Source organism: uncultured Brachybacterium sp. (assembly GCF_947500705.1).
Taxonomy (GTDB): domain Bacteria; phylum Actinomycetota; class Actinomycetes; order Actinomycetales; family Dermabacteraceae; genus Brachybacterium.
Genome location: NZ_CANMSY010000003.1, coordinates 564,773 through 589,069, shown reverse-complemented (window position 1 = coordinate 589,069; position 24,297 = coordinate 564,773). Strand labels below are relative to the sequence as shown.

Sequence of the window (24,297 nt, the reverse complement as noted above, 5' to 3'; positions counted from 1 at the left end):
AGGTTGACTCGAAGGATCACACGGTGGCCGCGTCCTCGTCAGAGACGATCACGGGGCCACCGCGCTACACCACTATGTGGGACTCAACTGCCGCGACGGACAGTGGAGTCATGAGAAACGCAACTTTCGCCACCAGCCGCACCCGAGCCACCGCCGAGGATCACCTCATCGACTACCGACCGCTGCCCGCCGCCTGGGGAGACGTCGAGTCGCTGCAGCAGGTGCGCGCCGCGAAGGCTCGGGCCGCCACGCGCGGCCAGGATCCCAGCACCCTCGAGGTCACGGCCCTGCCCTCGCAGTCGGCCCCGCTCCCTGCGGCGACTCCGCCGGCGGCAACTGCGCCTGCGGCGACTCACCGCAGCCACCGGGGCCGGCTCTCCTCCCTGCTGCGCGAGCCCGGGGTGCATCGCCGCCCGCGCCACGGCCGCGGACATCTCGCGGCAGCCTGAGAGTCTCTGCCGCCCGCGGGGCGGTCGGCCGCTGTGTCGTCGGCCGCGATGCCGTCGGCCGCTGTGTCGTCGTCCGCTGTGTCGTCGTCCGCGGCCCCGTCGTCGGCGATGCGCGGGCCTCCCTCACCAATCACTTGACGAACCGTGAAGTGACTCCTAGAGTTTCCATTATGGAAAACGACTTGCCGCGACACGGCACCGACGGCGGCCCCGGGGACGGCACCGCTGATGGCGCAGCAGTCAGCTCCGAGAGCGCTCCTTCCGCCGCAGAAGCCCGCGCCGCGCTGGACTCCCTCGACACCGATTCCAGCCAGCTCGCCGCGCGGCTGGTCACGCCATGGTGGTATCACCCCATCCTCGGTGCCATGGTGGCCGGCGCCATCGGCGCCCAGTCTCTGCCCGGGGTCAGCTCCACGATCGTGATCGCGCTGATCATCATCTGGATCCCCTTCCTGATCAAGGCCTACACCAGCCGATACAAGGTCTGGATGTCCGGGCCCGCCGGCCCCCGCAGCCGGCGCATGATGGTGCTGCTCGTGGTGACGCTGATCGTGCTGATGGCCTCCGGGGCGCTGATGAAGATCGGCGGGCTCTCCCCGTGGTGGGTGCTGGTGCCCGCAGTGCTCGGCTTCCTCGCGACCGTGGGGCTGGGGCGCCGATACGACGCGGCACTGCGCTCTGATCTCTCCTCCCCCTCGCCCGCCTCGTCGCCCGCGCAGTCGCAGCGATGAGCAGGGCTTCCGCTCCCCGAGCCGGGCAGGACCCCGCACCGGCGTTCCACGAGCTCATCCACGCCCCGGTGCGCCTCCGGATCTGCGGAATGCTGCGGCCGATGAGCGAGGTCGAGTTCTCGGTGCTGCGCGACACCCTGCAGCTGAAGGACGCGAACCTCTCGAAGAACCTCAAGCTGCTGGCCGACGCAGAACTGGTGAAGCTGCGCAAGGAGTTCTCACCCGTACGGGATGACGCCCGTCGGCTGACCTGGGTCTCGCTCACCGTGAAAGGTCACGCCGCCCTCGCCGGGCATCTCGCCGCACTGCGGGCCATCGCGGAGGGTGACCCCGCGATTTCGGGGTGATCAGTCCGCGGGCATCGCAGCCGCGAGATGATGATGGCCACCGAGGGACAGGAGACCCCGATGCCCGACCTTCCCGCCCTCCCGCTGCTCGCCGGGGAGCGCACCGACTACCTCGCCGGGTCGCTGCCCGATGATGCCCCGGCCGATCCGCTGGCCCTGTTCGATCTCTGGCTGGCGGAGGCCTTCGCCCGCCGCGAGGAGCACGGGGATCTGTCGGAGCCGTCGGCCGTGGTGCTCTCCACCGTGGCGCTCGACGCGGACGGCGCGCCCCGTCCTCGCTCCCGCACCGTGCTGCTGAAAGCGCACGACGGTGACGGCTTCGTCGTGTACACGAACCTGGACTCCGACAAGTGTCGTGAGGTCCGGGCCACGCCGCAGGCCGCGCTGCTGCTGCCCTGGTATCCGCTGCAGCGGCAGGTGCGGATCGAGGGCTCCGTGGAAGAGGTCTCCGCGGCGGAGTCCGATGCCTACTGGGAGCAGCGACCGCGCGGCTCCCAGCTGGGGGCCTGGGCCTCCCATCAGTCGCGGTCCATCGCCTCACGGGAGGGGCTCGAGGCGCAGTACGCGGCTGTCGAGGAGCGGTTCACGGGCGGGCCGGTGCCGCGACCACCGTTCTGGGGCGGGCTGCGAGTGCGTCCGCAGACCCTCGAGTTCTGGCAGGGCCGCCCGCATCGCGTCCACGACCGGATCCTCTACACCGCGGCGCCCGACGGCGGATGGGAGCGGCACCGCCTGCAGCCCTGAGCGGCTCAGTCCAGGTGTCGCAGGAAGCGCTGCGGGGCGTCGAGGAAGCTGCGCCAGGTGCGCACCAGGGTGAGGTCGTCGTAGGCGGTGCGGCGCAGGCCCCACTCCCCGACCTCGTACAGCTCCGCCCCCGGCAGCGCGGCGAGCACCGGGGAGTGGGTGGACAGGAGGATCTGGGAGCCGTTCTCCACCAGCTCTCGCAGGAGCCCCAGCAGAGCCAGGCAGCCGGGCAGCGACAGGGCGGATTCGGGTTCGTCCAGCAGCCAGAGGCCGCGGATGCGGGAGCGTTCGGTGACCAGCTCGAGGAAGGACTCCCCGTGGCTGCGCTCATGCATCATCCCACCCACCCCGATCTCCTCGTAGTAGGTGAACAGGGAATGCATGGTCTCGGCCCGCAGGAAGAACCCGGACTTCGCAGCGCCGGCGCCGCGCACCAGCTGCAGGTGCTCGGCCAGCGGCGACTCGGTGGCGCGCGTGGCGTGCATCGCCCCGGTGCCGCCGCCCTCGGGGTTCAGTCCGTACGCACCGGCGATCGCTTCGACGAGGGTCGACTTGCCGGCCCCGTTGTCCCCGGTGAGCACCGTGACCTGCCCGAGCTCGAGCCCCTCGTCCAGGATCTCGCGCACGGGAGCGAGGGTCGCGGGCCACACGGTCCTGTCAGCGGGGGCGAGGTGATGCTCGCGGACAGCGCGCAGCGGCAGCGGTGGGACCAGCGGGAGCAGTGGGCTCACACCCCGAACGCAGACGGGTAGACGATCTCCCCGCGCGGCGCGGGCCCCTCGGGATCGAGGGCCAGGGCGAGGAAGGCGTCGTCGGGGACCTCGAAGGGGGCGGTGATCCCGAAGGAGGAGGCCGGGACGAAGCCGAAGCGCGGGTAGTAGCCGGGATGTCCGAGGACCACGACGAGGTTCTCGCCCTGCGCCCGGGCCTGCGCGAGTGCGGCACGGATCGCCGCGCTTCCGGCCCCTCTGCGCTGATGATCCGGATGCGTCGCGCAGGGAGCCAGCGCGAGCACCGGCTCGCCCGCGATGAACGCTCTGGTCAGAAGCGCCTGCGCGATGACCCGATCATCCTCGAGCGTGACCATGGACAGACCGTCGAGCCAGGCCACGGGGTCCTCGCGCAGGGCCTCGACGAGGTCCGCCTCCAGCTCGGTGGGGAAGGCCGCGCGCAGCACCGCTCGGATCTCCGCCGCGTCATCTGCCTGCTCGGCGCGGGTGATCCATCGGTCCGGAGATCGGTCCGGGAGCGAGTCGTCATGGGCTCTCATGGACCCATCATGCCTGCCCCGGCAGACAGACCGCCCGAGGGACCTTGCCGGATCCCTCGATCAACGCCAGTCCGCTCGATAAGCTCTGGGTCCTGGAGCCGGCGCCCGGCCCTCCCCGCACCCGAGGTGGACCCATGGATGCACGCAGATCCCGCACCCCGCTGGTCCTCGGCATCGTCGGCGCTGTCGCCTGCCTCGCGCTGGTGCTGCTGCTGATCATCTCCGTGACCGTCGGCATCCTGGTGTACCGCGGCGGCGAGGAGGGGGCGAGCCGTCCGGCCGGCCCCGTCGAGAGCAGCCCCGTCGAGAGCGGCCCTGTCTCGACGGGGTCCGCGACGGAGGGCCCCTCTGCCGAGGCAGACCCGTCCAGCGATGCCCCTGAAGAGGGCGGAATCCGTGCCGACGAGCTGGTCCTGCCGCCCGGAGTCGCCCCCGACCAGCCGTATCTCGAGCTGAGCACGAGCGAGGACGGCCCGGTGGTGGATGTCTTCCGCGACTTCCTCTGCCCGCCCTGCAAGGACTTCCAGAGGATCCAGGGCGATGACCTGATCCAGCTGGCGCTGGACAACGAGATCACCCTGCGGGTCCACCCCCGGCCGATGCTCGATGCCACCTCGGATCCGCCCGGATACTCGAGCCGAGCGGCGCACGCCGCGGTCTGCGCCTACGCCCAGAACCCGGAGAAGTGGTTCCCCGCCGAGATCACCCTGTTCGAGAACCAGCCCGGGAACGAGGGCCTCCCCGATCACGAGCTCATCTATCTGGTCAACGAGGCGGCCGGGCTGGACATCAGCGCGTGCCAGGCCGAGGGTGCCTATCACGTCTGGCTCCAGGACGTCGTCGAACCCGCGGCGCTGAAGAGCGTCTCAGGCACACCCTCGGTGCTGATCGACGGGGAGCTGTTCACCGGGGACCTGGGCCGGAGTGGGACTCTGAAAGAGGCGGTCGCAGCGGCCTGAGCCACCACGGAGAGCCCTATCGCGGGCACCCCGGAACCCGGCGTGCGGACCGATCCCACACCCTGGGTGACATCCCGGCGACGCCGGGGCGAACACCTGAGGACAGCTCCGGGATCCGCCTGGGCACGCCCGGGCACCCGCTCTACGGTGGCGATATGCACTCCGAGACCAGGCATGCCTCCGTCGGCCTCACCCCTGTCGGCCCGTTCCACGTCGGCCTCACCCACGATGCCGGGTGGGAGCTGGCCGTTCGCCGCGCACTGCCGGCTTCCACCGAGGATGTCTGGCGACGTCTGCTCGCCGAGTGCCTTCCGCAGTGGCTCGGAGTCGACTCGATCCCGCAGATGGTCGGTGCGCCGATCCGCCATGAGGGCCGGGTCCGCGGCCGGGTGGTCGGCTGCCATGTGGGCCGGCGGCTCCGCCTGCGCTGGACTCCTGCCGACCTCGACCACGAGACCGTCTTCCAGGTGACCCTGCAGGACTCGCCCGAGGATCCGCTCTGGGGCACCGTGATCGAGCTCCACCAGGAGCGGCTGCTGGGTGCGGCCGAGCGCCAGTCGCTGCTCGAGCACTGGACCGGGGTCCTCGACACCCTGGTCGAGGACTGCACGCGGGAGAGCGACCGCGCCCAGGAGCTGCCGGGCTGACCTGCTCTCAGGCCCCGTCCACGGGGTGTCCGATCGCGCCCTCGCCCTCGGGAACAGTGGCATGGGAGCGCAGCACGTCGATCCGGGCGACGTCGATGTCGACCCCGCCTCTGATCCCGGCGACCGTGCCGTCGAAGCGCAGCTGCCACACCGCCCAATCTTCCTGAGCAGGCCGCTGAGCTGCGGAGAAGAGCCAGTCCGGACGGCTGCCCGTCACCGGCAGCTGGTAGTGCTCGCGCCACTCCGACGAGGAGTAGATCAGCAGCCGACGGCCCCAGGCCTCCTCGACCGCCGCGGTGAAGGCATCGATCTCGCTCTGCGCGTCGGCCGCCTCGGGCCGCTCCTCGCAGGAGCCGTCGAACTCGAGATCGAGCGCCGGCGGGAGAGCGGAGTCGTCCGGCGGTGCGGCCGCCAGGAAGTCGGCGGCCTGGTCGGCGCCGGATGAGCAGAGCGTGAAGTAGTGATAGGCGCCGGGCGTCAGACCCGCGGCCCGGGCCCCGCCCCAGTTCTGGCGGAAATGCGAGTCGGTGAATCCGGTGCCCTCGGTCGCCTTGACGTAGACGAAGCTGTAGCCGTCGCCGGCGACCTGTGCCCAGTCGATGTCGCCCTGATGGCTGGAGACGTCGATACCCATCACCTCGTCCGGGGTGAGCTCCGTCCCGTCGGGCAGATTCGTGAGGGCTGCGGCGTCCGCAGGTGTGGCGGTCACGGACATCGCGGCGTCATCGGCCTGGAAGGGCTCGGGCTCGGTGAGCGCCTGCTCCTTCTCTCCCCCGCGCAGAGCGCCGATCACGGAGGCGGTGCACCCGCCGATCACCAGCAGCAGCACGAGGACGAGGACGCCCGCGACGAGCTGACGTCGCCGGACCTGCTCTGCGGTGAATCGGGGCACGGTCCGGACGGTACCGGAGCACGCCCTCCCGAGGGGGGACGACGTGCCGCATCCGGCGCTGCGGCCTGCTTCAACGGCTCCAGCCGGCAGCTCGGGTCAGCGGGCGAACAGGGTCGCGAAGGCGCGCAGCAGTCGGGGAGGCTGGTCGGCGACCTCGCTCCGCAGCGCGGCGAACACGTCCTCCATCTCGTCCGGGGAGAAGTAGCCGTGCTCGCGATAGGCGCGGGCCCGCTCGATGATCGAGGGGATGTCCAGCTCGGGATGGAACTGGGTCGCGTACTGGCGCGTGCCCACGCGGAACATCTGCACAGGGCAGGACTTCCCCGAGGCCAGCACCGCGGCGTGGTCGGGCAGGGTGTTCACCGCTTCCTTGTGGCCGACGAGCCCGGTGAACGTCTGCGGCAGCTCCGCCTCGCGGATCAGCGGGTCCTGCTGCCCTTCCGCGGTGAGCGTGACCTCCACGGCACCGAGCGGCTCCCCGTTGGCCTTGTCGATCAGGGCGCCCTGATGGGTGCCGAGCGTGCCGATGCCGTAGCAGGCACCGAGGAAGGGGATGTCCTCGGCGATCACCTGGTCCAGCACGCGGAAGATCTCCTTCTCGGCGCGCAGCTGCTCGGCGGACTTCGACTCCACCGGGTCGGAGACGGTGAAGGGGCTGCCGCACAGGATGATCCCGGAGATGTCCTCCGCACGCAGGTCCGGGAAGGGGTCGCGGTCCAGGCGGGCGAAGATCAGCTGATCCTCGGCGAGTCCGGTGAAGTCGAGCACGGCGGCGCGCTCGGTGAGGGCGACATCGTCCTCGGGGCGGGTGGCGATCTGCACGAACGGTTTCACGAGGGTGATGCTAACCGTCCCGGCGGTGAGGCCCTGGCCGTAGTCTGCACGGGCGACCGCTGACCTCGAAGGAGACGCCATGCCCCTGACCTCCCCCAGACCATCGGCCGACCGGAGCTCTCCACTCCCCCGCGGCGCTGTCGAGGACGTCGTCTCGATGCTCCCCGAGTGGCTCGAGACCGTGCGCCACCTGCGCCATCAGGCCGGGTTCCAGGTCGCGATCTGGCATGACGGGGAGCTCGTCACGGAGGTCGCGGTCGGTGCGGCCGACGAACCGGCGGGGATCCCGCTGACCACCAGGCACCGCCTGCGCATCGCCTCCCACTCCAAGATGTTCACGGCGCTGACGATCATGCGCCTGCGGGAACAGGGACGGCTGCGGCTGGATGACACTGTCGGCGACCATGTCGCCGAGCTCTCCGACTCCCCCGTCGCCGATCGCACCCTGCGCGACCTGCTCTCGCACTCGGCGGGCCTGACCCGCGACTCCGACGACTCGCGATGGTGGCGGCTCGCCACCCCCTTCGCCGACCGGGAACGGCTGCTGCAGATCTCCCGCATCGGCGCGGTGATTGCCGAGCCGGGCCTGCATCTGCAGTACTCGAACATCGGCTACGGGCTGCTGGGCCTGGTCATCGAGGAGATCACCGGGATGACCTTCGCCGAGGCGGTCACCGAGCTGGTGCTCGGACCGGTCGGCGTGGAGGAGATCGGCCCTGATCTGCCGGTGGGGGCTGCGGGTCCGGAGGCGGCCGACGGCTTCGCCCTCGGGCACACCTCGCTGCTGCACGGGCCCCGACGGGTGGTGGAGCAGATCAGCACCGGCGCCCTCGCTGCGGCGACAGGCTTCTGGGCGACCGCCGGGGGGATCGCGAGCGTCGCGGGACGGGTGCTGACCGCCGATGCGCTGCTCGAGCCGCGATCATTGCGCGAGATGCGGCGGCGGGTGTGGACCCTGCACGACGGCGGGCAGTACGGGCTGGGGCTGCAGGAGGGCCGGCTGCACGGCTTCACGGTGATCGGCCACTCCGGCGGTTTCCCGACTGGGCTCTCCCGCACCTGGGCGGCCCCGGCGGAACGGCTGGTCGTGAGCGTCATCGGGACCTCGGTCGACTCCCCCAGCTCCGATATCGCCCTCGGCGTGCTCGGCCTGCTGGCCCTCGCCGCGGGCCGCCCCGCACCGCAGGCGCAGGAGTGGGAGCGTGCCGGAGCCCAGGGCGGAGCCTCCGACGGCCGACCTCGGCCCCGCACGCTCGCGGAGCAGGACGAGGAGCGGTGGGACGAGACCGGAGAAGACGCAGGGTCAGGAGCCGGTTGGCGCGTGGGCCCGAGCGAGAGCGCGGGTACTGGCGCGAGTACGGACGCGAGCAAGGGCGAGGGCGAGGGCGCGAGTGCGAGTGCGGGTGAGGGCGCGGGGGCGGGTGCGGGTGCGGACGAGCGCAAGGGCGAGCACGCGGGCGAGAGCGAGGATCTGGGGATGCTCTCCGCCGCCCGGATCGCGCAGCTGGTCGAGGGCACGTACGACTCGCTGTGGGGACGGACCCGGCTGGCCGCGCTCGGTGGGCGGCTGTTCAGCCTGGACGAGTCCTTGACCGATCCCGCATCGGCCGCCCTCGAGCTGTCGGTGGGCGGGGTGCGGCCCGATCCGATCGAGCCGGATCTTGAGGTTGTCGAGCTCGCCACCTGGGGCGATACCGGCTACGGGACGTGGGCGGAACCGATTCTCGCGCGTCTGACCGTGGAGGGCGACGAGGGGTCGCTGCGCTGCACGGGCCTGGTGGTGACTGGCCAGGTGCAGATCCCCAGCGCGGAGTTCGTGATGCCCGAGCGGATCCTCGCACCATGACCGGCCTCGTCGCGGGGCATCCTCTGCCGGCGAGGCTCGCGGCGGGCGACGACCCGGGCCTCACCGCCTGGCGCGACCAGCTCCCGCGGCTGGTCCAGGAGCTGCTCGCGCGGTGGGAGCTGACGGCGTCCGCGCCGTTCTCGCCCGGCGGCTCCAGTGCCTGGGTAGCCCCGGTGCGCGATGTCGACGGTGCGGAGCGGGTGGTGAAGGTCGCGTGGGCCCATGAGGAGTCGCGCGACGAAGCGGCGGGGATGGTGGCCTGGCAGGGACATGGTGCGGCGCGGGTCCATCGCAGCGAGCTGCGGGGGGAGACGGCCGCACTGCTGCTGGACCGGGTGCGTCCGGGAACGCCGCTGGCCGAGCTGCTGACCTGGCCGGAGCGGGATGAGGTGATCGCGGCCGTCGCTCGTGGACTGTGGCGGCCACCGAACGAGCTTCTGCCCAGCGAGGTGGTGGGGACCGACCTCGCCGGCGGGGCAGCGTTCCGGCCGCTCAGCCAGATGTGCGCATGGTGGGCCGACTCCGCGCAGCAGCGGGCCGATGCCGGACTCTCGCCGCTCCCCCGCGACCTGGTGGACCACGGCCTGGGGCTGTTCCGCGAGCTCCCGGTGCAGTGGGACGGGGAGGACGTGCTGCTGGCGACCGATCTCCATCCGGGCAATGTCCTCGCCTCGACGGGAAGATCGACGGCAGGATCGACGGGAGGAACAGCCGACGCCGACGGTGGCGGCAAGGATGGATCCAGGCGGCGCTGGGTGCTGATCGATCCCAAGCCGTATGTGGGCGATCCGCACTATGACGTGCTGCAGCACATGTTCAATGATCCGGATCGTCTGCGGGCTCAGCCCGGTCCTTTCGCTGATCGGATGGCGGGACTCGCCGGTCTGGACCCGCACCGGGTCCGTCGGTGGCTGCTGGCTCGCTGCGTGCAGGAGGCCGGGGTGCTGGATGCTGCGGGGGAAGCGGCCCTGACGCTCGTTGCCCTCGGGGTCGAGTGAGGTCCGACCGGCTGCGCGAGCCGGAGTCTTCGGCAGCTGGCTCGGGGTCAGTCGGCTCCGGTGCTGCTGGCTGCTGAGGTCCGGCAGAGGGTGAGGTCGCTACGGGCTCGGCCGGCGCATCCTCGGCCGGTGCGTCCTTCTCGACCAGCTCATCCTTCTCGACCAGCTCATCCTTCTCGACCGTCGCAGCCGACTCGACGGTCTCCCCCGTCTCGCCCGTCTCGCCCGTCTCGTTGCGGCCATCCACCGACGGTGACTCGTCGCCCTGCGGCGTGTCCTCTTCCGGCGCGCCGGGCGGGCTCGCTCCGTCGTCGGGACGCCGCTCCCAGACCAGCGGAGTCGGGGTGCTCACCCGGCTCACGCCGGAATGACCCGTCCACGTCACTCCGTGACCCGGCACGTCCGGATCCTCGGTGCGCTCGACACTCGCGGCGCTCTTCTCCTTCTTGTTGCAGTGCGCGCAGGTGTCCTGCCCGTTGTCGAGGCTGGTGGGTCCGCCGCGCGAGACGGGGACGATGTGGTCGCTCTGGCGGCTCACCGCATTGCAGAAGGGTCCGCGACAGCTCGTGTCGCGCCAGGTCAGGAAGCGTTTCATCGCGGGCGGGAAAGCGCGGGCGGTCGAGTCCATGGCGACCAGCTCACCGGTGGTCGGATGCGTGTAGAGCCGGCGGATCTCGGCGCGGACGGCCGGACCGTCGGCGCCGAAGGGATCATCGACCAGGTCCTCAGGATCGGTGGTGACAGCGCGCAGCTGCTCTCGAACCGCCTCCGCCGGGACGGGGCCATAGCCCTCGAGGTGGGCGGTGTCTCCGGAGTCAGGTCGGAACAGGGCGCGATCGGTGATGATCAGGCCGATATCGAGGATGCCCGGTTCGATCGCGCTGCCGTCCTGGCCGAGCAGGGTGTCGGTGAAGGCATCGGCCATGGCGGCGCCGTGGCCCTCTCGCGCCCCGGCGGCGCGGCGTCGCTCGGCCTCGAGCGAGAACCGCTTGTGGATCCTGGCGGCGTCGACCGCGGAGAGCCGGGCGGAGAGAGTGGCCATGCCGTTCTGGCCCGGTCTCATCGTGATGTGGCGCTCCTTGTGCGCCGTGCGGTGGCGCAGCGTGGCTCCCTCGGGGTCGAGCTCACCCGCGATGGTCGCGACCGCGTCCTGCCAGCGCCTGGTGCCTGCGCCGTCGAACTCCGGCAGCCGCTGTTCGAGGCAACGGTCCACCTCCCGTGCAATCTCCGGGGAGAGGCCAGCGGCGGAACCCGCCACGGCATAGGCGGTATCGGAGCTGATCTTGCCGGTGCGGAGTGCCTCCAGCATCCTCGGCAGGACCTCGAGCAGGCGTTGCGCCGAGGCGAGCGTGCGACCGGCCATATGCGGAGACCGCCGGGTGATCAGGGAGAAGTCATCCTTCGTGGAGTAGTCCGCCGCCTCGTCGACCGCAGTCCGCGACGGCTCTGCATCGTTCTCGTGCGCCGCCTCATCGCGGGCCTCGGCGTACCGGTCACGGCGCGTGATGTCGCGCAGCGCGATCACAGCGCGCACCTCGAGCATGTCCATCGCCCCGGCACAGGCCTGGAGGTTGCCCAGCAGATCCGTGAAGTCCCCGCGGGCGTTGCCTGCGAGCTCGAACACCACTCCGGGATCACGCGCGATCTCCCGCAGGAGATGGGCCAGATCCCCCAGGGCTTCCGCGAGCGCTGTCGGACCCGCCTGCCGCAGCCCGTCGAGGAACGGCTGCGGGGAGAGCTCCCCGTCAGGGCCCGGGATGCGCGGCGAGATGGTCATGACCCCATCGTTCCCGCTGGTGAAAGGTCACGACAGAGCATGCTCGAAAATGTGGACGGCAGGGCACTGTGGAGGATCGGTGCTCGCGCCTGGATCCCGCGGGAGCGGGATGAGCCGGCGCGAGTCACGGGCAGCGAGCAGCGAGTCACGAGTCACGAGTCACGAGCAACGAGCCGGGAGCCGGGAGTCGGGAGCCACGAGTCGGGAGCCACGAGTCGCGAGGTGCGAGCCGCGAGATTCGCACGGCGCAGTGAACCGGTCCCTTCAGCCCACGCCCCGCTCCAGGGTCGACAATGGGAGTCATGACAACTCTCGCCGACTTCACCGCCACCACGATCTCCGGCCGGGACCAGCAGCTCGCGGACCATCTGGGCTCCGTGGTGCTCGTGGTCAACACCGCCAGCAAGTGCGGGCTCACCCCGCAGTACGCAGGCCTGCAGGACCTGCACGAGCGCTTCGGCGAGCAGGGCCTGAGCGTGCTCGGCTTCCCCTGCGACCAGTTCATGCACCAGGAGCCCGGCACCGAGGCGGAGATCTCCGAGTTCTGCCAGGTCAACTACGGGGTCGGCTTCCCGATGTTCGCGAAGGTGGAGGTCAACGGCGAGGATGCCCACCCGTTGTTCCAGTGGCTCACCAGCGCGCAGGGCGAGCAGATCCCCGCCGGCGACATCGAGTGGAACTTCGCGAAGTTCCTGCTCGGCCGCGACGGCACGGTGCTGCGCCGCTACGCTCCCGCGGTGGAGCCGGCCGACATCGCCGACGACATCGAGTCGGCCCTCGCCGCCCAGGCCTGACCCCCGTCGGCCCCCGACCAGCGGTCAGCCCCCGAGCGACCACCCGTCGGCGACCACCTGCTCGCGGTCGCCGGGCCGTTCCGTGTCCAGCACGTCCTCCGTGCCCACGGCCACCCGGAGGCGTCCCACCCAGGCACCGAGCCCGCGGGTGGAGCCGTCGGTGTCCAGACGCAGCCGGATCTGGATCTCACCGGAGAGCGGTTCGCCGACGGCGCCCGTGAGCGCGAAGATGCCGTTCCAGAGCGCGCGTCGGCCCCAGCCGGTGATCTTCCCGTCGGCCACCTCGACCGATTCCTCGTGCTTCGCCTCGAGGCGGCCGGCGAGCGGCAGCCAGGTCTCTCCCCGATCGGCGGAGGCTTCGAGGGTGAGGATGTCGTAGGCGGTCTCGAGGTGGGCGAACAGCTCCACGTGCAGCTCCGGCACGCGCCCCGCAGGAACTCCTGCGGTCTCTCCCTCGAGCCTCGACCCGAGCTCCACCGCGAGGCCGAGCGTCGCGGTGGCCGCGTCCTCAGAACCCGCGTGCCAGCCCTCCCGGACTTCCCTGGGCACCAGCCCGAGGGCATGGGCGACGCAGGTGGAGACCTCGCGACGGGTGACCGAGGTGGTGGACCATTCGCGGGTGGGGTGCACCGAGTTCGTCAGCAGGATGACGAGCGTATCGGTGAGCGGGTCGATCACCAGCGAGGTGCCGGCGAATCCGGTGTGGGCGCCGCTGTCAGGGCTGGTCAGGCCCGCGTGATAGTACCAGGCCTCGAGCTCCGGGCCGAGGCCGCGGCGTGCCCCGCCGACCCCGGTGACGCCTGCGATCCGGTCGGTGAACATCTCCTGCACGGTCGCGGCCTCGAGGATCCGGGTATCGCCGTAGCGGCCGCCTCCGAGCAGCATCTGCCCGAACACGGCGAGGTCGCGGGCGGTGGAGAACACTCCGGCATGCCCCGCCACGCCGCCGAGCGAGTAGGCGTTCTCGTCGTGGACGTGGCCGTGCACGAGGCAGTCGTAGAAGTCCACGTGCTCGGTCGCGGCGATCCTGTCCTTCAGCTCCGCGGGCGGGTTGTACATCGTCTCGTCCATCCCCAGCGGCTGCGTGATGTGCTCGCGCACGTACTCGTCCAAGCCCTGCCCGGAGAGCTTCTCGACGATCAGTCCCAGGGTGATCAACCCCAGGTCCGAGTACACATACCTGGTCCCGGGCGGGTCGTTCGGGGCGACGGTGAGCACGGCGTCCAGGCGCGAGGGAACATCCAGGTAGGCGGAATAGAGGTTGATGAAGGCGGGGAGTCCGCCGACGTGGGTGAGCAGGTGCTGGACGGTGACCTCACCCTTCCCGTTCTCGGCGAAGCGGGGCAGGTGATCGGCGACCAGGTCGTTCAGCCCCAGCAGCCCCTGCTCGACGTGCTGCATCACGGCGGTAGCGGTGAAGACCTTCGAGATCGAGGCGAGGTCGTAGATCGTGTCGGTCCGCGCCGGGATCCGCTGTTCCTCGGACAGCTCCGTGGAGGCGTCCTGCCAGCGCAGTGCGTACCCGTCGGCGTGCTCGAAGGCGATGCCCGACCGGGAGGCGACCAGCAGCGAGGCACCCGAGAAGCGGGGCGGGTCGTTGTCGAGGCCGGCGCGGAGGATGGCCGGCAGCTGCTCGAGCACCTCGGCGTCGAGACCCACGGCGTCGGGCCTCGCCTCCCGCAGCGTCTTCCCGGACCCGCGTCGATCCCAGGGATGGCGGTGGGGCTCGCCTCTGCTCCAGCTCGGGACGGAGCGTGCGGACTGCGCGGCGGGGCGGTCCTTGTGCGGGGCGGGGTCGTGCGGGGCAGGATCCCCTTTCGCCTGCGCGGCGGCGGAGAGGCCGACGGCGCCTGCGGCGGCGAGCGCGGGCGCGGTCAGTCCGGCCCGACGGGTGATCTTGGGGTCCATGAGGCTCCTTCGCGTCACGACGCATCTGGACCGCTCCCGTCGGCGGGCGGCCCGCACGCCGTCGATCAACCTAGCGACGGGGCGGGGACGTGGCAACCGTCACAGCGTCGACCCGCCGGCGGGAAGCTCAGCCCGACGGGAGCTGCGCCCGTTCACGGCGCACCTCGCGGATCCCGAGGATCAGGATCACGACACCTGCGATCATCACCAGGGCGCGGACCACCTCGGCGATCGCCGCGAGGATCGAGAAGGCGTTCGACACGGCGACCGCTGCATCAGGCAGCTGCGAGATGTCCCCGGAGACGGTGAAGGAGACGACCAGACCGGCGAGGGTTGCGGCGAGCATCAGCGCGGCCCCCAGCCGGAGCTTCCCGCCGCCCTTGACCGTCACCACGATCGCGAGGATGAAGGATGCCAGGCCCAGCCCGAGCATCGCCAGCACGAGCACGAGGGCGATCACCGCCGTCACGATGAGCTGTGCAGAGATCTCTCCGGTCATCATCGTCCCGGCGGCGTCCTCGATGGCCAGCAGCGAGAGCAGATAGGTGCCTGCCAGCGCGAGCACCATCAGCACCGAGGTGATCACCAGCGCGGTCGCGGGCTTGAGCGGCTGATCGACCGGATGCACCGTGCGCTTCGGGGCATTCCTCGGAGCGTTCATCGGGGGGTTCATCGCCGATCCCCCTCCCGCTGCAGCTCGAGCACCGGCACGCAGGCGGGGCTGAAGCCGAGCACCTGCCCGTAGAACGAGAGCATCGCCTCGGTAGCCCGGATGATCGTCTCCGCCCGTCGGAACCCGTGCTGCTCCCCTGCGAACAGCAGATACGCGTGCGGGATGCCCTTGGCGGCGAGCGCATCGCGGAACAGCTCGGACTGGCTGGGCGGGACGATCCGATCCTCCTCGCCCTGAAGCAGCAGCACCGGCACCTCGAGCTCGTCGACGTGACTCAGCGGCGCCCGCTCGATGTAGAGGTCACGACGCTCCGGATAAGGGCCGACGAGCCCGTCGATGTACCGCGACTCGAAGTCGTGGGTGTCCAGGCGGAACGTCTCGAGCTCGGCGACTCCGTAGCTGGAGGCACCTGCGGCGAAGGTGTCGGTGCGGGTGAGGCAGGCGAGCGTGGTCCAGCCGCCGGCGCTGCCGCCCTCGATCGCGAGCCGGGCCCCGTCGGCGATGCCCTCGGCGACCAGGTGCTCCATCACGGCGACGGTGTCCTGCACGTCGACCACGCCCCATTGGCCGCGCAGCCGGTCGCGGTATTCGCGGCCGTAGCCGGTGGAGCCGCCGTAGTTGACGACCACCACGCCGAGGCCGCGGGAGGTGTAGTAGGCGATCGGCAGCGAGAGCACCGGCGGGACATGGGCGGTGGGCCCGCCGTGGACCTGCGCGATGAACGGCGGCAGCTCGCCCTCCCGGCCGGCGAAGCCCTGCTGTCGGGGACGGTGCACGATCGCATGGACCACGCCGCCGCCCGGCAGCGGCACCTCGATGCTCTCCGCCTGTGGCAGCACGGCCGGGTCGGGGGCGTCGCCGCGGGAGGAGCGCAGCGCGGAGGTCGGGGACAGGATCGGTGCGGGCGGGGTCAGTGCGGGCGGGGTCAGTGCGGGCAGACTCCGTGCGGATGATGAGGCGGCCGACGGGGACGGTCCGGTCGCCGCCGTGTCGCCGAGATCCAGGTGCGCGATGTGGATCGCGGCGAACCGGGTCGGGGAGGCGCCGGCGAGCACCAGCAGACCGTCGGTCCGCAGCTCAGCGGCCGAGATCTGGGTCAGCGGCACCTCGAGCGGGCTCAGCTCTGCGGTGCTGAGCCGCAGCACCGACAGCGAGGTCGCCGCCCGGCCGTGCTGCACCAGTGCGCGGTCGGCGTCGAGCACCTGGTACCAGGTGGTGCCGAGCCCCCACATGGCGCTCGCGAACTCCTGGTCCAGCTCGAGCACCTGGCGGGAGCCGTCGTCGGCCGACCACACCCAGGGGTTCCACCAGCCGGTCTCATCGGAGAGGAACATCAGTCGCCGGTCATCCAGCCACTCGGGCTGCAGGATCGAGGTCTCGGTGCCGCCGGCGATGATCGTGCCCTCGCCGGCGCTGCCGTTGATCAGCGGCGCGAGGTGCAGCTCGGTGCCGTCCCACGGCATCTGCGGATGCTCCCAGCTGATCCAGGCCAGCTGGTCACCGCGCGGGCTGAGCCGGGCATGCGCGACGAAGCGGGAGGACGGGGTGACACGGCGCAGGGCCGTGCGGTCCTCAGCGGCGGAGGCGTCCAGCGGCACCGCGGCGACGTACCGCTCGATGTGCGGGGCGCCGTCGGTGCCGAGGCGTGGTCCCTGCTCCCCACCGGTGTGGTCCTCGCAGATCCACCAGACCTCCTGCGTACCGTCGACGAGGGTGACCGGCGTGGGGTCGGCCCAGCGCAGGGAGGGTCCGTGGGCGGTCTCGACCTCGGGGCCGACGGGGGTGAGCGGACGGGGGTGCTCGCCCTCGCGGAACGCGTAGACGCGCTGATCCTCGAAGTTCACGAAGACGATCAGCGGGGAGCTCTCGGCGCTCGGATCGCCGGGCACCACGGTCCAGCTCGCACCCCCGTACTCGTGCACGCGGGAGCGCGCGTTGAAGGGGGCGGGCAGCATGGTGACCGGGTCGGCAGGGCGGTGCTGCTCGGCGTCGTGGACCGCCGTGCCGTCCCAGGGCTGCGGGAGCGCGACCGGGCCGGCGGTGCGCACGATCGCCTGCCGTCCGCCGTCGGTGGCGATCCCCTCCGTCCACCACACGGCGTCGCCGACCAGGCGCGGGGCGCCCAGTCGGGTGCCGCCGGTCGCGAGGAGCTCGGCAGTGATGGGCGAGGGCCAGGAGCCGTACGGCAAGGTGGTCACCATGGAGCCAGGGTAGAGGCCGCGGGACGATCCTGGGCGCGATCCCGGGCACGGTTCCGGGCTTGAGCTCACACCAGGATCGTGCCCCGAATGGTGGCGACGGTCGCGCCGCCGATCCAGAGCGTGCCCGACGGCTCGACGGTGATCTCGACCAGCCCTGCTCGGCCCAGTACCGTGCCCTGGGTCGCCGTCCATCGCGGAGGCATGGGCCGACGGGACACCATCCACTGCGCGATGCCCGCGTTCACGCTGCCGGTGACCGGGTCCTCCACCCCGCCGGCGGTGAAGGCGCGGACCTCGTACAGCGGACCATCCGGTGCCGGATGCGGGCCCAGCACTCCGATCTTGAGGCCGTCGAGCCGGACGCGGTCCGGCACCAGGGCCAGCACCTGCGCGGCGGATCCCAGCTCGATCACCCGCCACCCCGGCCCGTTGTCGGCCCAGGCGTGGTCGAGCACCGCGGCGCGCTCCAGACCGAGAGCCTCCGTGATGCGCTGGAGCTCGTCCTCGTCGAGCGGTCCGCTGCGCAGGAGCGGAGGGGCGGCGAAGGCCAGCTGCTCTCCGTCGCGCCGCACCTGCACGAGCCCCGCCGCGCACTCCTGCACGATCTGCTCTCCGGCGGGCTGACCGCCGGCGTCCAGCCAGGCGCGGGCGCTGCCCAGCGTGGGGTGGCCGGCGAAGGGCAGCTCACCGGTGGGGGTGAAGATCCGTACCCGATAGTCGGCGCCCGGATCGGTGGGCGCCAGCAGGAAGGTGGTCTCCGAGAGATTCGTCCACCAGGCCACGCGCTGCATGTCCCCGGCGGTCAGTCCGTCGGCCTCGAGCACGACCGCCAGCGGGTTGCCGAGCTGGGGACGATCGGCGAAGACGTCGAGCTGGGCGAAGGGGCGGCGGGACGAGGTCGGCATGGACCCCATCCTGCCCTCCGGAGGACGGTGAAGGGATCCACGACCGCGTGCTCAGCGGTCGTCGCTGTGGGGCGTCTGCTCACCCTCGCCCGGAGCCCGCTCGAGATCCTGCGGAGCGGTGCGCGGATCGACCGGGGACCCCGACAGATACGCGGCGCGTGAGAGCACGTTCGAGGCGACCGACGAGACGATGATCAGGGCGATGACGGTGATGATCGTCTTGCCCAGCATGTCTGCCGCGAACCCGTCGGTGCGGGTGTGCTGCAGGAACGCACCGACCACGATCATCGGCAGGCCCAGGCCCGTCGCCGGGGAGAGCACGTTGACCCGGGACAGCGAGTCCCGGGCGTGGAACATCGACAGGGCCGAGGTGAGCATCCAGAACCCACCCCCGAGCAGGAGCACGGCGATCACCACTGTCATCGCGACATCGAGCACAGCCATCATCGACGCCCCCTGGTGAGGATCCGCGCCAGCGCCACGGTGGCCAGGATCCCCAGCACCGAGGCGATGAGCGCTGCGTCCACCGCGGCCGCCGACTCCTTGAACAGGCCCAGGATGACGATCAGGCCGATCCCGGAGAAGAAGACGAGGTCACCGACCACTGCGCGACTGGCGGGATCGGGCGCGGTGGCGACCCGGAACAGGCCCACCAGGATCGTCGCCGCCAGCAGGACGGCAGTCAGCCATAGAACGACGCTCATCGCTTCTCCTCCCGATCGGTGGAACGCGCTGGCCTCGGTGACCTGCGCGGATCGCGCCCGTCGTCCTCATGGACGTGGCGTGCCACCCGACCGTCGGCGTAGCGCTCGTCAGCGGAACCGCCGCGCAACGCCTGCAGGGTCGGGTCCGCCCCGCCTCGGCCGCGTGTGGCGCGCAGCAGCCGGTTCTCCATCTCAGTGAGGTCGGCGAGGATCTGCTCGCGGGACTCGGCGAAGAGCGCGTGCACGAACAGGCTGGGTCCCTCCTCCAGGGTGCCGTGGGCGGTGCCGACCACGAGCGTGCCGGGAGTGATGGTGATCGAGGAGGCCATGGCGACGATCTCGACGTCAGTGGTGCAGCGCAACGAGTACTCCACGATCGCGGGCGAGCTGCGGGTGGCCGGGCTGTAGACACCACGGGCGACGTCGATCGACCCCTTGACGATCTCGACGAGGATCCAGAGCACGTAGCTCGCCGCGTACCACAGACGCATCATCAGCTCTTCACCGCTTCCACATAGGCGTCGACGTCGAGCAGACCGATCGCGGCCGTGTCGAAGACGGTCAGCAGCAGTCCGATGCCGACGAACATCGCCAGCGTCAGCGCCATCATCACCGCACCCGGCAGCGCCAGCCGCCACGGCACCCGCACCTCGGCCGGCAGCGGCACCTCGGCGCCGCGCCCGGTCCGTGCGTCATCGGGCCGGTAGGTGGTCATGTCATCGCCCCAGGCGATACGGCGCCACAGGCGCTGCAGCCCCAGCAGGGATCCCACGGACGCTGCCAGCATCGCGAGGATCGCGGCCCAGCCGAGGACGACGTCCCCGGTTGATGCCTGCTCGGCGGAGGCCCCCAGCAGGCCGATCTTGCCCCACAGTCCCGACGTGGGCGGCAGCCCCACGAGGCTGAACAGGCCCAGGGCGAGGATCGCGACGACCCAGGGGTCGCGCCGGGCAAGCCCCGAGAGATGCTCGAGACGGCCGGATCCGTAGGTGTGCTCGATCGCTCCGGCGGTCAGCAGCAGCGCAGACATCGTCAGCACGTGGTGGACCAGGTAGAGGAGCCCCGCGGTGAGCGAGAGCTGGGTGAACAGCACCAGGCCCAGCAGGATGTGGCCGACTCCGGCCACCATCTGGTGGCCCATCGCGGTGCGCAGACGGGACGAGGCGGCGGTGGAGAACGCGCCGACGAGAATGGTCGTGATCACCAGGACGGCGAAAACTGCGAGGAACGGCATGCCCTCGGAGAACGTCACCGAGACGATGCGGTACATCGCGTACAGCGCCACCTTGGTGTGCAGTGCGGAGAACAGGGCCATGATCCCGCCCGAGGTCGCCGGGTAGGCGCGCGGCAGCCAGGAGTGCACGGGGACCATGCCGCCCTTGACCGCGAGGGCCAGCAGCACCACGGCGAGTGCGGCTGCGGTCATCGGATCCTCGCTGCCGGCCCCGGCCAGCTCGGCGAGGTTCACGGTGCCCGCGGTCCCGTAGACGAAGCCCACGCCGATCAGCAGCACAGTCGAGGTGAGCAGGTTGACCAGGACGAACAGCCGACCGATGCCGAGTCGGCGCCAGGTGCCGGTCACGGCGATGAGCGCATAGGAGGGCATCAGCATGACCTCGACCCACACGAACAGATTGAACAGATCGCCGGTGAGCAGGGCACCGTTGACCCCGGCGGTCAGCAGCAGCACCAGCGGGGGCACGAAGCGGTAGCGGGACTCGCCCGTCAGCAGCAGGAACGCGCTCGCGGCGAGCGTGGAGACGGCCGTGACCAGCAGCATCACGGCACTGGCCGAATCGGACACGAAGGGGATCGCCAGCACGTCGGAGAATCCGCCGACGGCGTGGGAGATCACCGGCACGCTCTGGTGGAACAGCAGCAGCCACACGGCTGCGGCGCCGAGCAGCACGGGGACCGCGAGCAACAGCACGCGTTCGATCACGGGGCGCCGGAGGACCACCAGGAACGCGGCCCCCAGCAGGGGGACCACCACGAACAGTGGCAGCAGGGCGGGATCGACGGCAGGGATCATTGGTCTCGGGACTCCCCGGTCGAGGGATGCTGGGCCATGTCGTCGTCGCGTCCGATCACGGCCAGGGTCAGCATGAAGATGGTGACCGCCATGGTGATGACGATGGCCGTCAGGACGAAGGCCTGCGGCAACGGATCTGCCATGTCGGCACGGGAGGAGATGTCGGTGAGCGGCTCGGCGCGCCATGCGGGGACCCCGGAGGCCAGCAGCACGAAGTTCGCCGCATGGCTGAGCAGGGTGATGCCGAAGACGGCGCGCACCATGTTGCGCTGGAGCAGCAGGTAGACACCGCCGGTCACGAGGACGGCCACGGTGAGGCTGAGGATCATCAGCGACCGATCTCCTTCGGCTCGGTGCCGGTATTGAGGTGCACGGTGGCCACCCCGACCCGGCGTCGACGGGGAGCGGGCTCCCCACGGGTGGTCTCCAGCGGTCCGGGGAGCTCGCCCTCCACCGCCTCATCGGTGCGCTCGCGGGTGCCCTCGCCGGGCGGCGTGCCGCCCGTCGCGCTCGCTCCCAGCAGGTTCACCGCGATCATCACCAGTCCCAGCACGGCCAGGTAGACGCCGACGTCGAAGATCATCGAGGTGGTCAGGTGCACCCCCAGCACGTAGCCGTGCAGGGGTTCGAGGAAGCCGCCCTCGGCGTACCCCAGGAAGCCGGCGCCGAGCGCTGTGGCGACGCCTCCTCCGATGAGGATCAAGGGCAGGCGGGGCGGACCGATCTGACGGTCCCTCGAGGTGGACAGGTACAGCAGGGCCACGATCGCGGAGCCGACCAGGGCGGCGATGAAGCCGCCTCCCGGGGAGTTGTGACCGCGCAGGAACAGCACGGCCGAGATCATCGCGAGGATCGGGGCGGCCACTCGCACCATGAGCTGCAGGGCTGCGGCGTTGCCCCAGGCGGAGCGGATCGCGCGATGCGCGGAGGTGCCCTCCTCGCGCAGGGCCGGACCGTGCTCGACCTCGTCGGCCGCTTCGGCGTCGACCCTCTCCGAGGGGTCGATGAACCGGTGGCGCACGCTGGAGATCACCGCGACGATCGCGACGCCTGCCATCCCCAGCACGGACAGCTCGCCGAGGGTGTCCAGGGCACGGAACTCGACCAGGATCACGTTCACGATGTTGTGCCCGCCCGTGATCTCCTCAGCATTCGCGATGTAGTACTCCGCGACATCGCTGCGACCGCGCCGGCCCATGAACAGGAACATCCCGGCACCGCTCGCGAGGCCCACCAGCACGGCGACGGCCAGTGCGCCGCGCCGACGGGGACGCTGGGTGGCGAGGAAGTTCCGCGGCAGGCGCTGCAGGACGAGCATGATGATGATGATCGTCAGCGACTCGACCAGCAGCTGCGTCAGGGCGACGTCCGGGGCTCCCAGCACCAGGATCTGCACGGTGGCGAGGATGCCGATCGCGGAGAGCGTGACAGCGGCGCCGAGTCGGTCGTGGCGCGTGCACAGGGTGATGACGGCTGCGGTCATCAGCACCAGCAGGACGACGTCGAGGGGCTGATTCATGCCCTCGGTCAGCGGGGCGAGCCCGCCACCCAGGACCGCCAGGGCACCGAGGACGACGGCCGCGAAGGCGACCAGGATCGCGCCCAGGTGGCGCATCGGATCGTCCGAGGCGATCGGCCGCACCAGTACCCGGGCGACACGTTCGGCCAGGGTGTCCACCGCGGTCAGGATGCGGGCGCCATCGATCGGGAAGGGACGAGCCTCGAGAGCGGGCAGCAGGCGCCGACGTCCCAGGGCGAGCAGGGCACCGGCCACGATCACGGCCAGGGTGATGCCCAGCTCCGGGGTGAGGCCGTGCCACAGCGAGAGGTGGGGGTGGTGCTCGCCGCCGAGGGCCGCCTCCATCGCCCGGCCGACCGGGGTGTCCAGCACGCCGACGAAGAACGCGAGGGGCAGGCCCGCGAGGATCGGCAGCGCCGCCGGCCACAGCAGCAGCGCGTCGGGGCGATGCGCGTCGGCCGACCTGATGATGGCGCCCGCCGGGTCGGTGCCGGCAGGGGCGGTGCCAGCGGCGGTCTGGGCGGCGGTGTTCGCGGCGTCGTCCCGCGCCAGCGCCGTCTCGTCGCGGCCGTCGATGAAGGCCCCGAGCACGATCTTCGCGCAGTAGGCGAAGGTCAGGACGCTCGCGCCGGCGATGCCGAGGGATACCACCCAACCGGCCCAGGCGGGGCCCTGGGTGGAGAGGGCACCGGTCAGCAACGACTCCTTGGAGGCGAAGCCGAGCATCGGGGGCAGTCCGGCCATGGACATGCAACCCAGCAGGGTGATCACGAAGGAGCCGGGCATCGCGCGGGCCAGGGCCGGCATCCGGCGCAGCTCCCGGGTGTGGACGGCATGGTCGATCACCCCGACCATCATGAACAGCCCAGACTTGAACAGGGCGTGCGCGATGGTGTGAAGCACCGCCGCGAGGATCGCGGCGTCCGTGCCCACACCGATCAGGGTGACGATCAGACCCAGCTGGCTGACCGTCGAATAGGCCATGAGCTTCTTGAGGTCGGGCTGCTGCAGGGCCAGGAATCCGCCGACGAAGGCGGTGACGAGACCGGCGGTGATCAGCAGGACGTTCCACGCGATCACGTCGTGGAACGCCGGGCTGAAGCGCAGGAGCAGGAAGATGCCCGCCTTCACGACGGCGGCGGCGTGGAGGTAGGCGGAGACCGGGGTCGCCGCGGCCATGGCGTCGGGCAGCCACACGTGGAAGGGGAACTGGGCCGACTTCGTGCACGCCGCGAACGCGACCAGCACGGCGACGAGGGTGGTGAACGCCGGGTCCATCGTCCAGACCTCGGCGGCGAGCACCTCGCTCACCGAGGAGGTGCCCAGGCGCAGGACCATCAGCGAGACCGCGGTCAGCAGCGCGAGGCCGCCGAGGAAGGTGATCAGCAGGGTCCGCATCGAGGCGGCTTGGCCCCCGCGGCCGGAGCGGGCGATCAGGAGGAACGACGCGATCGAGGTCAGTTCCCAGGTCACGAACAGCAGCACGAGATCGTCGGCGAGGACCAGCCCCACCATCGACAGCGTGAACACGGCCATCACCAGCGAGAAGCTGAGCTGGCGGCCGGGGTCGAGGTAGCGGGCCGAGTACGCGAGCACCACCGCGCCGATGATCAGTGCGATCATCGCGAAGACGATGCCGATGCCGTCCGCCTTGAGGGCGAAGTCGATGCCCCATTGCCCGGCCCAAGGGACCGAGAAGGTGGTCTGCGAGTCATCGGCGGAGCCGCTGAACACCGCAGCGGCCGCCGGGACCAGCGCCGCGGCGGCCACGAGGTAGAGCCCGGCGAGGATCCAGCAGGCGGAGCGGCCGAAGGCCCGGTCCAGGACCGGGGTGAGCGCGACAGTCGCGACAAGGATCAGCAAGGTCCATAGCACCGACACCGTCAGCACCCCGGCCCAAAGCGGTCGGAGGCATCATGGCGGGTCATGCTCGAGATCCTAGCGAGTTCTCCTGACCGCCCCAACTCAAGTCCGCTCCCCCTCCGTCGGCGGGAGTTCGCGCGCACGCGCGAGAGAAATAAGCCTCGGCGGCCCGTCGCATGGTCGTCGGCACAGGCTTCGCGTGGC

The 24,297-nt window shown here is 71.0% G+C and carries 23 protein-coding genes and 1 pseudogene; 9 read left to right on the top strand and 15 right to left on the bottom strand.

Going from position 1 to position 24,297, the window contains the following annotated elements; all coding sequences use genetic code 11:
- Positions 1–110 precede the first annotated feature (110 nt).
- The 4 genes from Q0937_RS08785 to pdxH all read left to right on the top strand — a co-directional run bounded on the left by Q0937_RS08785 (position 111) and on the right by pdxH (position 2,271).
- Positions 111–449, top strand: coding sequence for a hypothetical protein (locus Q0937_RS08785; RefSeq protein WP_299302452.1), 339 nt, complete (start codon positions 111–113; stop codon positions 447–449).
- A gap of 170 nt (positions 450–619) precedes the next feature.
- Positions 620–1,180, top strand: coding sequence for a hypothetical protein (locus tag Q0937_RS08780; RefSeq protein ID WP_299302449.1), 561 nt, complete (start codon positions 620–622; stop codon positions 1,178–1,180).
- Positions 1,177–1,527 (top strand): transcriptional regulator, encoded by a 351-nt coding sequence (locus tag Q0937_RS08775; RefSeq protein WP_299302446.1) that lies wholly within the window; start codon positions 1,177–1,179, stop codon positions 1,525–1,527. The genes Q0937_RS08780 and Q0937_RS08775 overlap by 4 nt, the downstream gene beginning before the upstream one ends.
- Positions 1,528–1,587: 60 nt before the next feature.
- Positions 1,588–2,271: a pyridoxamine 5'-phosphate oxidase gene (pdxH, locus tag Q0937_RS08770; protein ID WP_299302444.1), complete on the top strand. Its 684-nt coding sequence runs from the start codon at positions 1,588–1,590 to the stop codon at positions 2,269–2,271.
- A 5-nt stretch (positions 2,272–2,276) separates the two neighbouring features.
- On the opposite strand, the gene Q0937_RS08765 is transcribed toward pdxH, so the two are convergent.
- Positions 2,277–3,002 carry an ATP-binding cassette domain-containing protein gene (locus Q0937_RS08765; protein ID WP_299302441.1) on the bottom strand — a complete coding sequence of 242 codons (726 nt, stop codon included), beginning with the start codon at positions 3,000–3,002 and terminating at the stop codon, positions 2,277–2,279.
- Positions 2,999–3,541: a GNAT family N-acetyltransferase gene (locus Q0937_RS08760; protein WP_299302438.1), complete on the bottom strand. Its 543-nt coding sequence runs from the start codon at positions 3,539–3,541 to the stop codon at positions 2,999–3,001. The genes Q0937_RS08765 and Q0937_RS08760 overlap by 4 nt, the downstream gene beginning before the upstream one ends.
- Positions 3,542–3,675: 134 nt before the next feature.
- Between Q0937_RS08760 and Q0937_RS08755 the strand changes: the two genes are divergently transcribed.
- Together Q0937_RS08755 and Q0937_RS08750 are read left to right on the top strand one after the other, a co-directional pair.
- On the top strand, positions 3,676–4,500 hold the full coding sequence (locus Q0937_RS08755) for a thioredoxin domain-containing protein (protein WP_299302435.1): 825 nt from the start codon (positions 3,676–3,678) through the stop codon (positions 4,498–4,500).
- A gap of 155 nt (positions 4,501–4,655) precedes the next feature.
- The gene (locus Q0937_RS08750; RefSeq protein WP_299302433.1) at positions 4,656–5,147 is read left to right on the top strand and encodes a hypothetical protein; all 492 of its coding nucleotides are present in this window, start codon (positions 4,656–4,658) and stop codon (positions 5,145–5,147) included.
- A gap of 7 nt (positions 5,148–5,154) precedes the next feature.
- Here the strand turns inward: Q0937_RS08750 and Q0937_RS08745 are convergent, their stop codons facing one another.
- Both Q0937_RS08745 and Q0937_RS08740 read right to left on the bottom strand, forming a co-directional pair.
- On the bottom strand, positions 5,155–6,039 hold the full coding sequence (locus Q0937_RS08745) for a glycoside hydrolase family 25 protein (protein ID WP_299302430.1): 885 nt from the start codon (positions 6,037–6,039) through the stop codon (positions 5,155–5,157).
- A 96-nt stretch (positions 6,040–6,135) separates the two neighbouring features.
- Entirely contained in the window at positions 6,136–6,873 is a 738-nt protein-coding gene (locus tag Q0937_RS08740) for a glutamine amidotransferase (protein WP_299302427.1), read from the bottom strand.
- 79 nt (positions 6,874–6,952) lie between these two features.
- Here Q0937_RS08740 and Q0937_RS08735 point away from each other — a divergent pair, with 79 nt between their 5' ends.
- The gene (locus Q0937_RS08735) at positions 6,953–8,719 is read left to right on the top strand and encodes a serine hydrolase (RefSeq protein WP_299302424.1); all 1,767 of its coding nucleotides are present in this window, start codon (positions 6,953–6,955) and stop codon (positions 8,717–8,719) included.
- Entirely contained in the window at positions 8,716–9,717 is a 1,002-nt protein-coding gene (locus Q0937_RS08730; RefSeq protein WP_299302421.1) for an aminoglycoside phosphotransferase family protein, read from the top strand. Before Q0937_RS08735 ends, Q0937_RS08730 begins: the two co-directional genes overlap by 4 nt.
- 484 nt (positions 9,718–10,201) lie before the next feature.
- Here Q0937_RS08730 and Q0937_RS08725 read toward each other — a convergent pair.
- Positions 10,202–11,080 (bottom strand): annotated as a pseudogene (locus Q0937_RS08725) (DUF222 domain-containing protein); the annotation flags it as partial.
- A 716-nt stretch (positions 11,081–11,796) separates the two neighbouring features.
- Between Q0937_RS08725 and Q0937_RS08720 the strand changes: the two are divergent.
- Positions 11,797–12,288 (top strand): glutathione peroxidase, encoded by a 492-nt coding sequence (locus Q0937_RS08720; protein WP_299302418.1) that lies wholly within the window; start codon positions 11,797–11,799, stop codon positions 12,286–12,288.
- Positions 12,289–12,312: 24 nt separating this feature from the next.
- On the opposite strand, the gene Q0937_RS08715 is transcribed toward Q0937_RS08720, so the two are convergent.
- The 10 genes from Q0937_RS08715 to Q0937_RS08670 all read right to left on the bottom strand — a co-directional run bounded on the left by Q0937_RS08715 (position 12,313) and on the right by Q0937_RS08670 (position 24,093).
- A complete protein-coding gene (locus Q0937_RS08715) occupies positions 12,313–14,196 on the bottom strand; it encodes a serine hydrolase (RefSeq protein WP_299302416.1) in 1,884 nt (627 codons plus the stop codon).
- A gap of 127 nt (positions 14,197–14,323) precedes the next feature.
- Positions 14,324–14,857 (bottom strand): hypothetical protein, encoded by a 534-nt coding sequence (locus tag Q0937_RS08710; protein ID WP_299302413.1) that lies wholly within the window; start codon positions 14,855–14,857, stop codon positions 14,324–14,326.
- A gap of 8 nt (positions 14,858–14,865) precedes the next feature.
- Positions 14,866–17,070, bottom strand: coding sequence for a S9 family peptidase (locus tag Q0937_RS08705; protein WP_299302410.1), 2,205 nt, complete (start codon positions 17,068–17,070; stop codon positions 14,866–14,868).
- A gap of 65 nt (positions 17,071–17,135) precedes the next feature.
- A complete protein-coding gene (locus tag Q0937_RS08700; RefSeq protein ID WP_299302408.1) occupies positions 17,136–17,975 on the bottom strand; it encodes a PhzF family phenazine biosynthesis protein in 840 nt (279 codons plus the stop codon).
- Between the two features lie 51 nt (positions 17,976–18,026).
- Positions 18,027–18,422, bottom strand: a complete 396-nt coding sequence (locus tag Q0937_RS08695; RefSeq protein ID WP_299302405.1) for a monovalent cation/H(+) antiporter subunit G — start codon at positions 18,420–18,422, stop codon at positions 18,027–18,029.
- Positions 18,419–18,679 (bottom strand): monovalent cation/H+ antiporter complex subunit F, encoded by a 261-nt coding sequence (locus Q0937_RS08690; RefSeq protein ID WP_299302403.1) that lies wholly within the window; start codon positions 18,677–18,679, stop codon positions 18,419–18,421. Before Q0937_RS08690 ends, Q0937_RS08695 begins: the two co-directional genes overlap by 4 nt.
- Complete coding sequence (locus tag Q0937_RS08685) at positions 18,676–19,173, bottom strand: Na+/H+ antiporter subunit E (protein ID WP_299302400.1); 498 nt, start codon at positions 19,171–19,173, stop codon at positions 18,676–18,678. The genes Q0937_RS08690 and Q0937_RS08685 overlap by 4 nt, the downstream gene beginning before the upstream one ends.
- Entirely contained in the window at positions 19,173–20,711 is a 1,539-nt protein-coding gene (locus Q0937_RS08680) for a monovalent cation/H+ antiporter subunit D family protein (RefSeq protein WP_299302397.1), read from the bottom strand. The genes Q0937_RS08685 and Q0937_RS08680 overlap by 1 nt, the downstream gene beginning before the upstream one ends.
- Positions 20,708–21,040, bottom strand: coding sequence for a sodium:proton antiporter (locus tag Q0937_RS08675; RefSeq protein ID WP_299302394.1), 333 nt, complete (start codon positions 21,038–21,040; stop codon positions 20,708–20,710). The genes Q0937_RS08680 and Q0937_RS08675 overlap by 4 nt, the downstream gene beginning before the upstream one ends.
- On the bottom strand, positions 21,040–24,093 hold the full coding sequence (locus tag Q0937_RS08670; protein ID WP_363323215.1) for a DUF4040 family protein: 3,054 nt from the start codon (positions 24,091–24,093) through the stop codon (positions 21,040–21,042). Before Q0937_RS08670 ends, Q0937_RS08675 begins: the two co-directional genes overlap by 1 nt.
- Positions 24,094–24,297 lie beyond the last annotated feature (204 nt).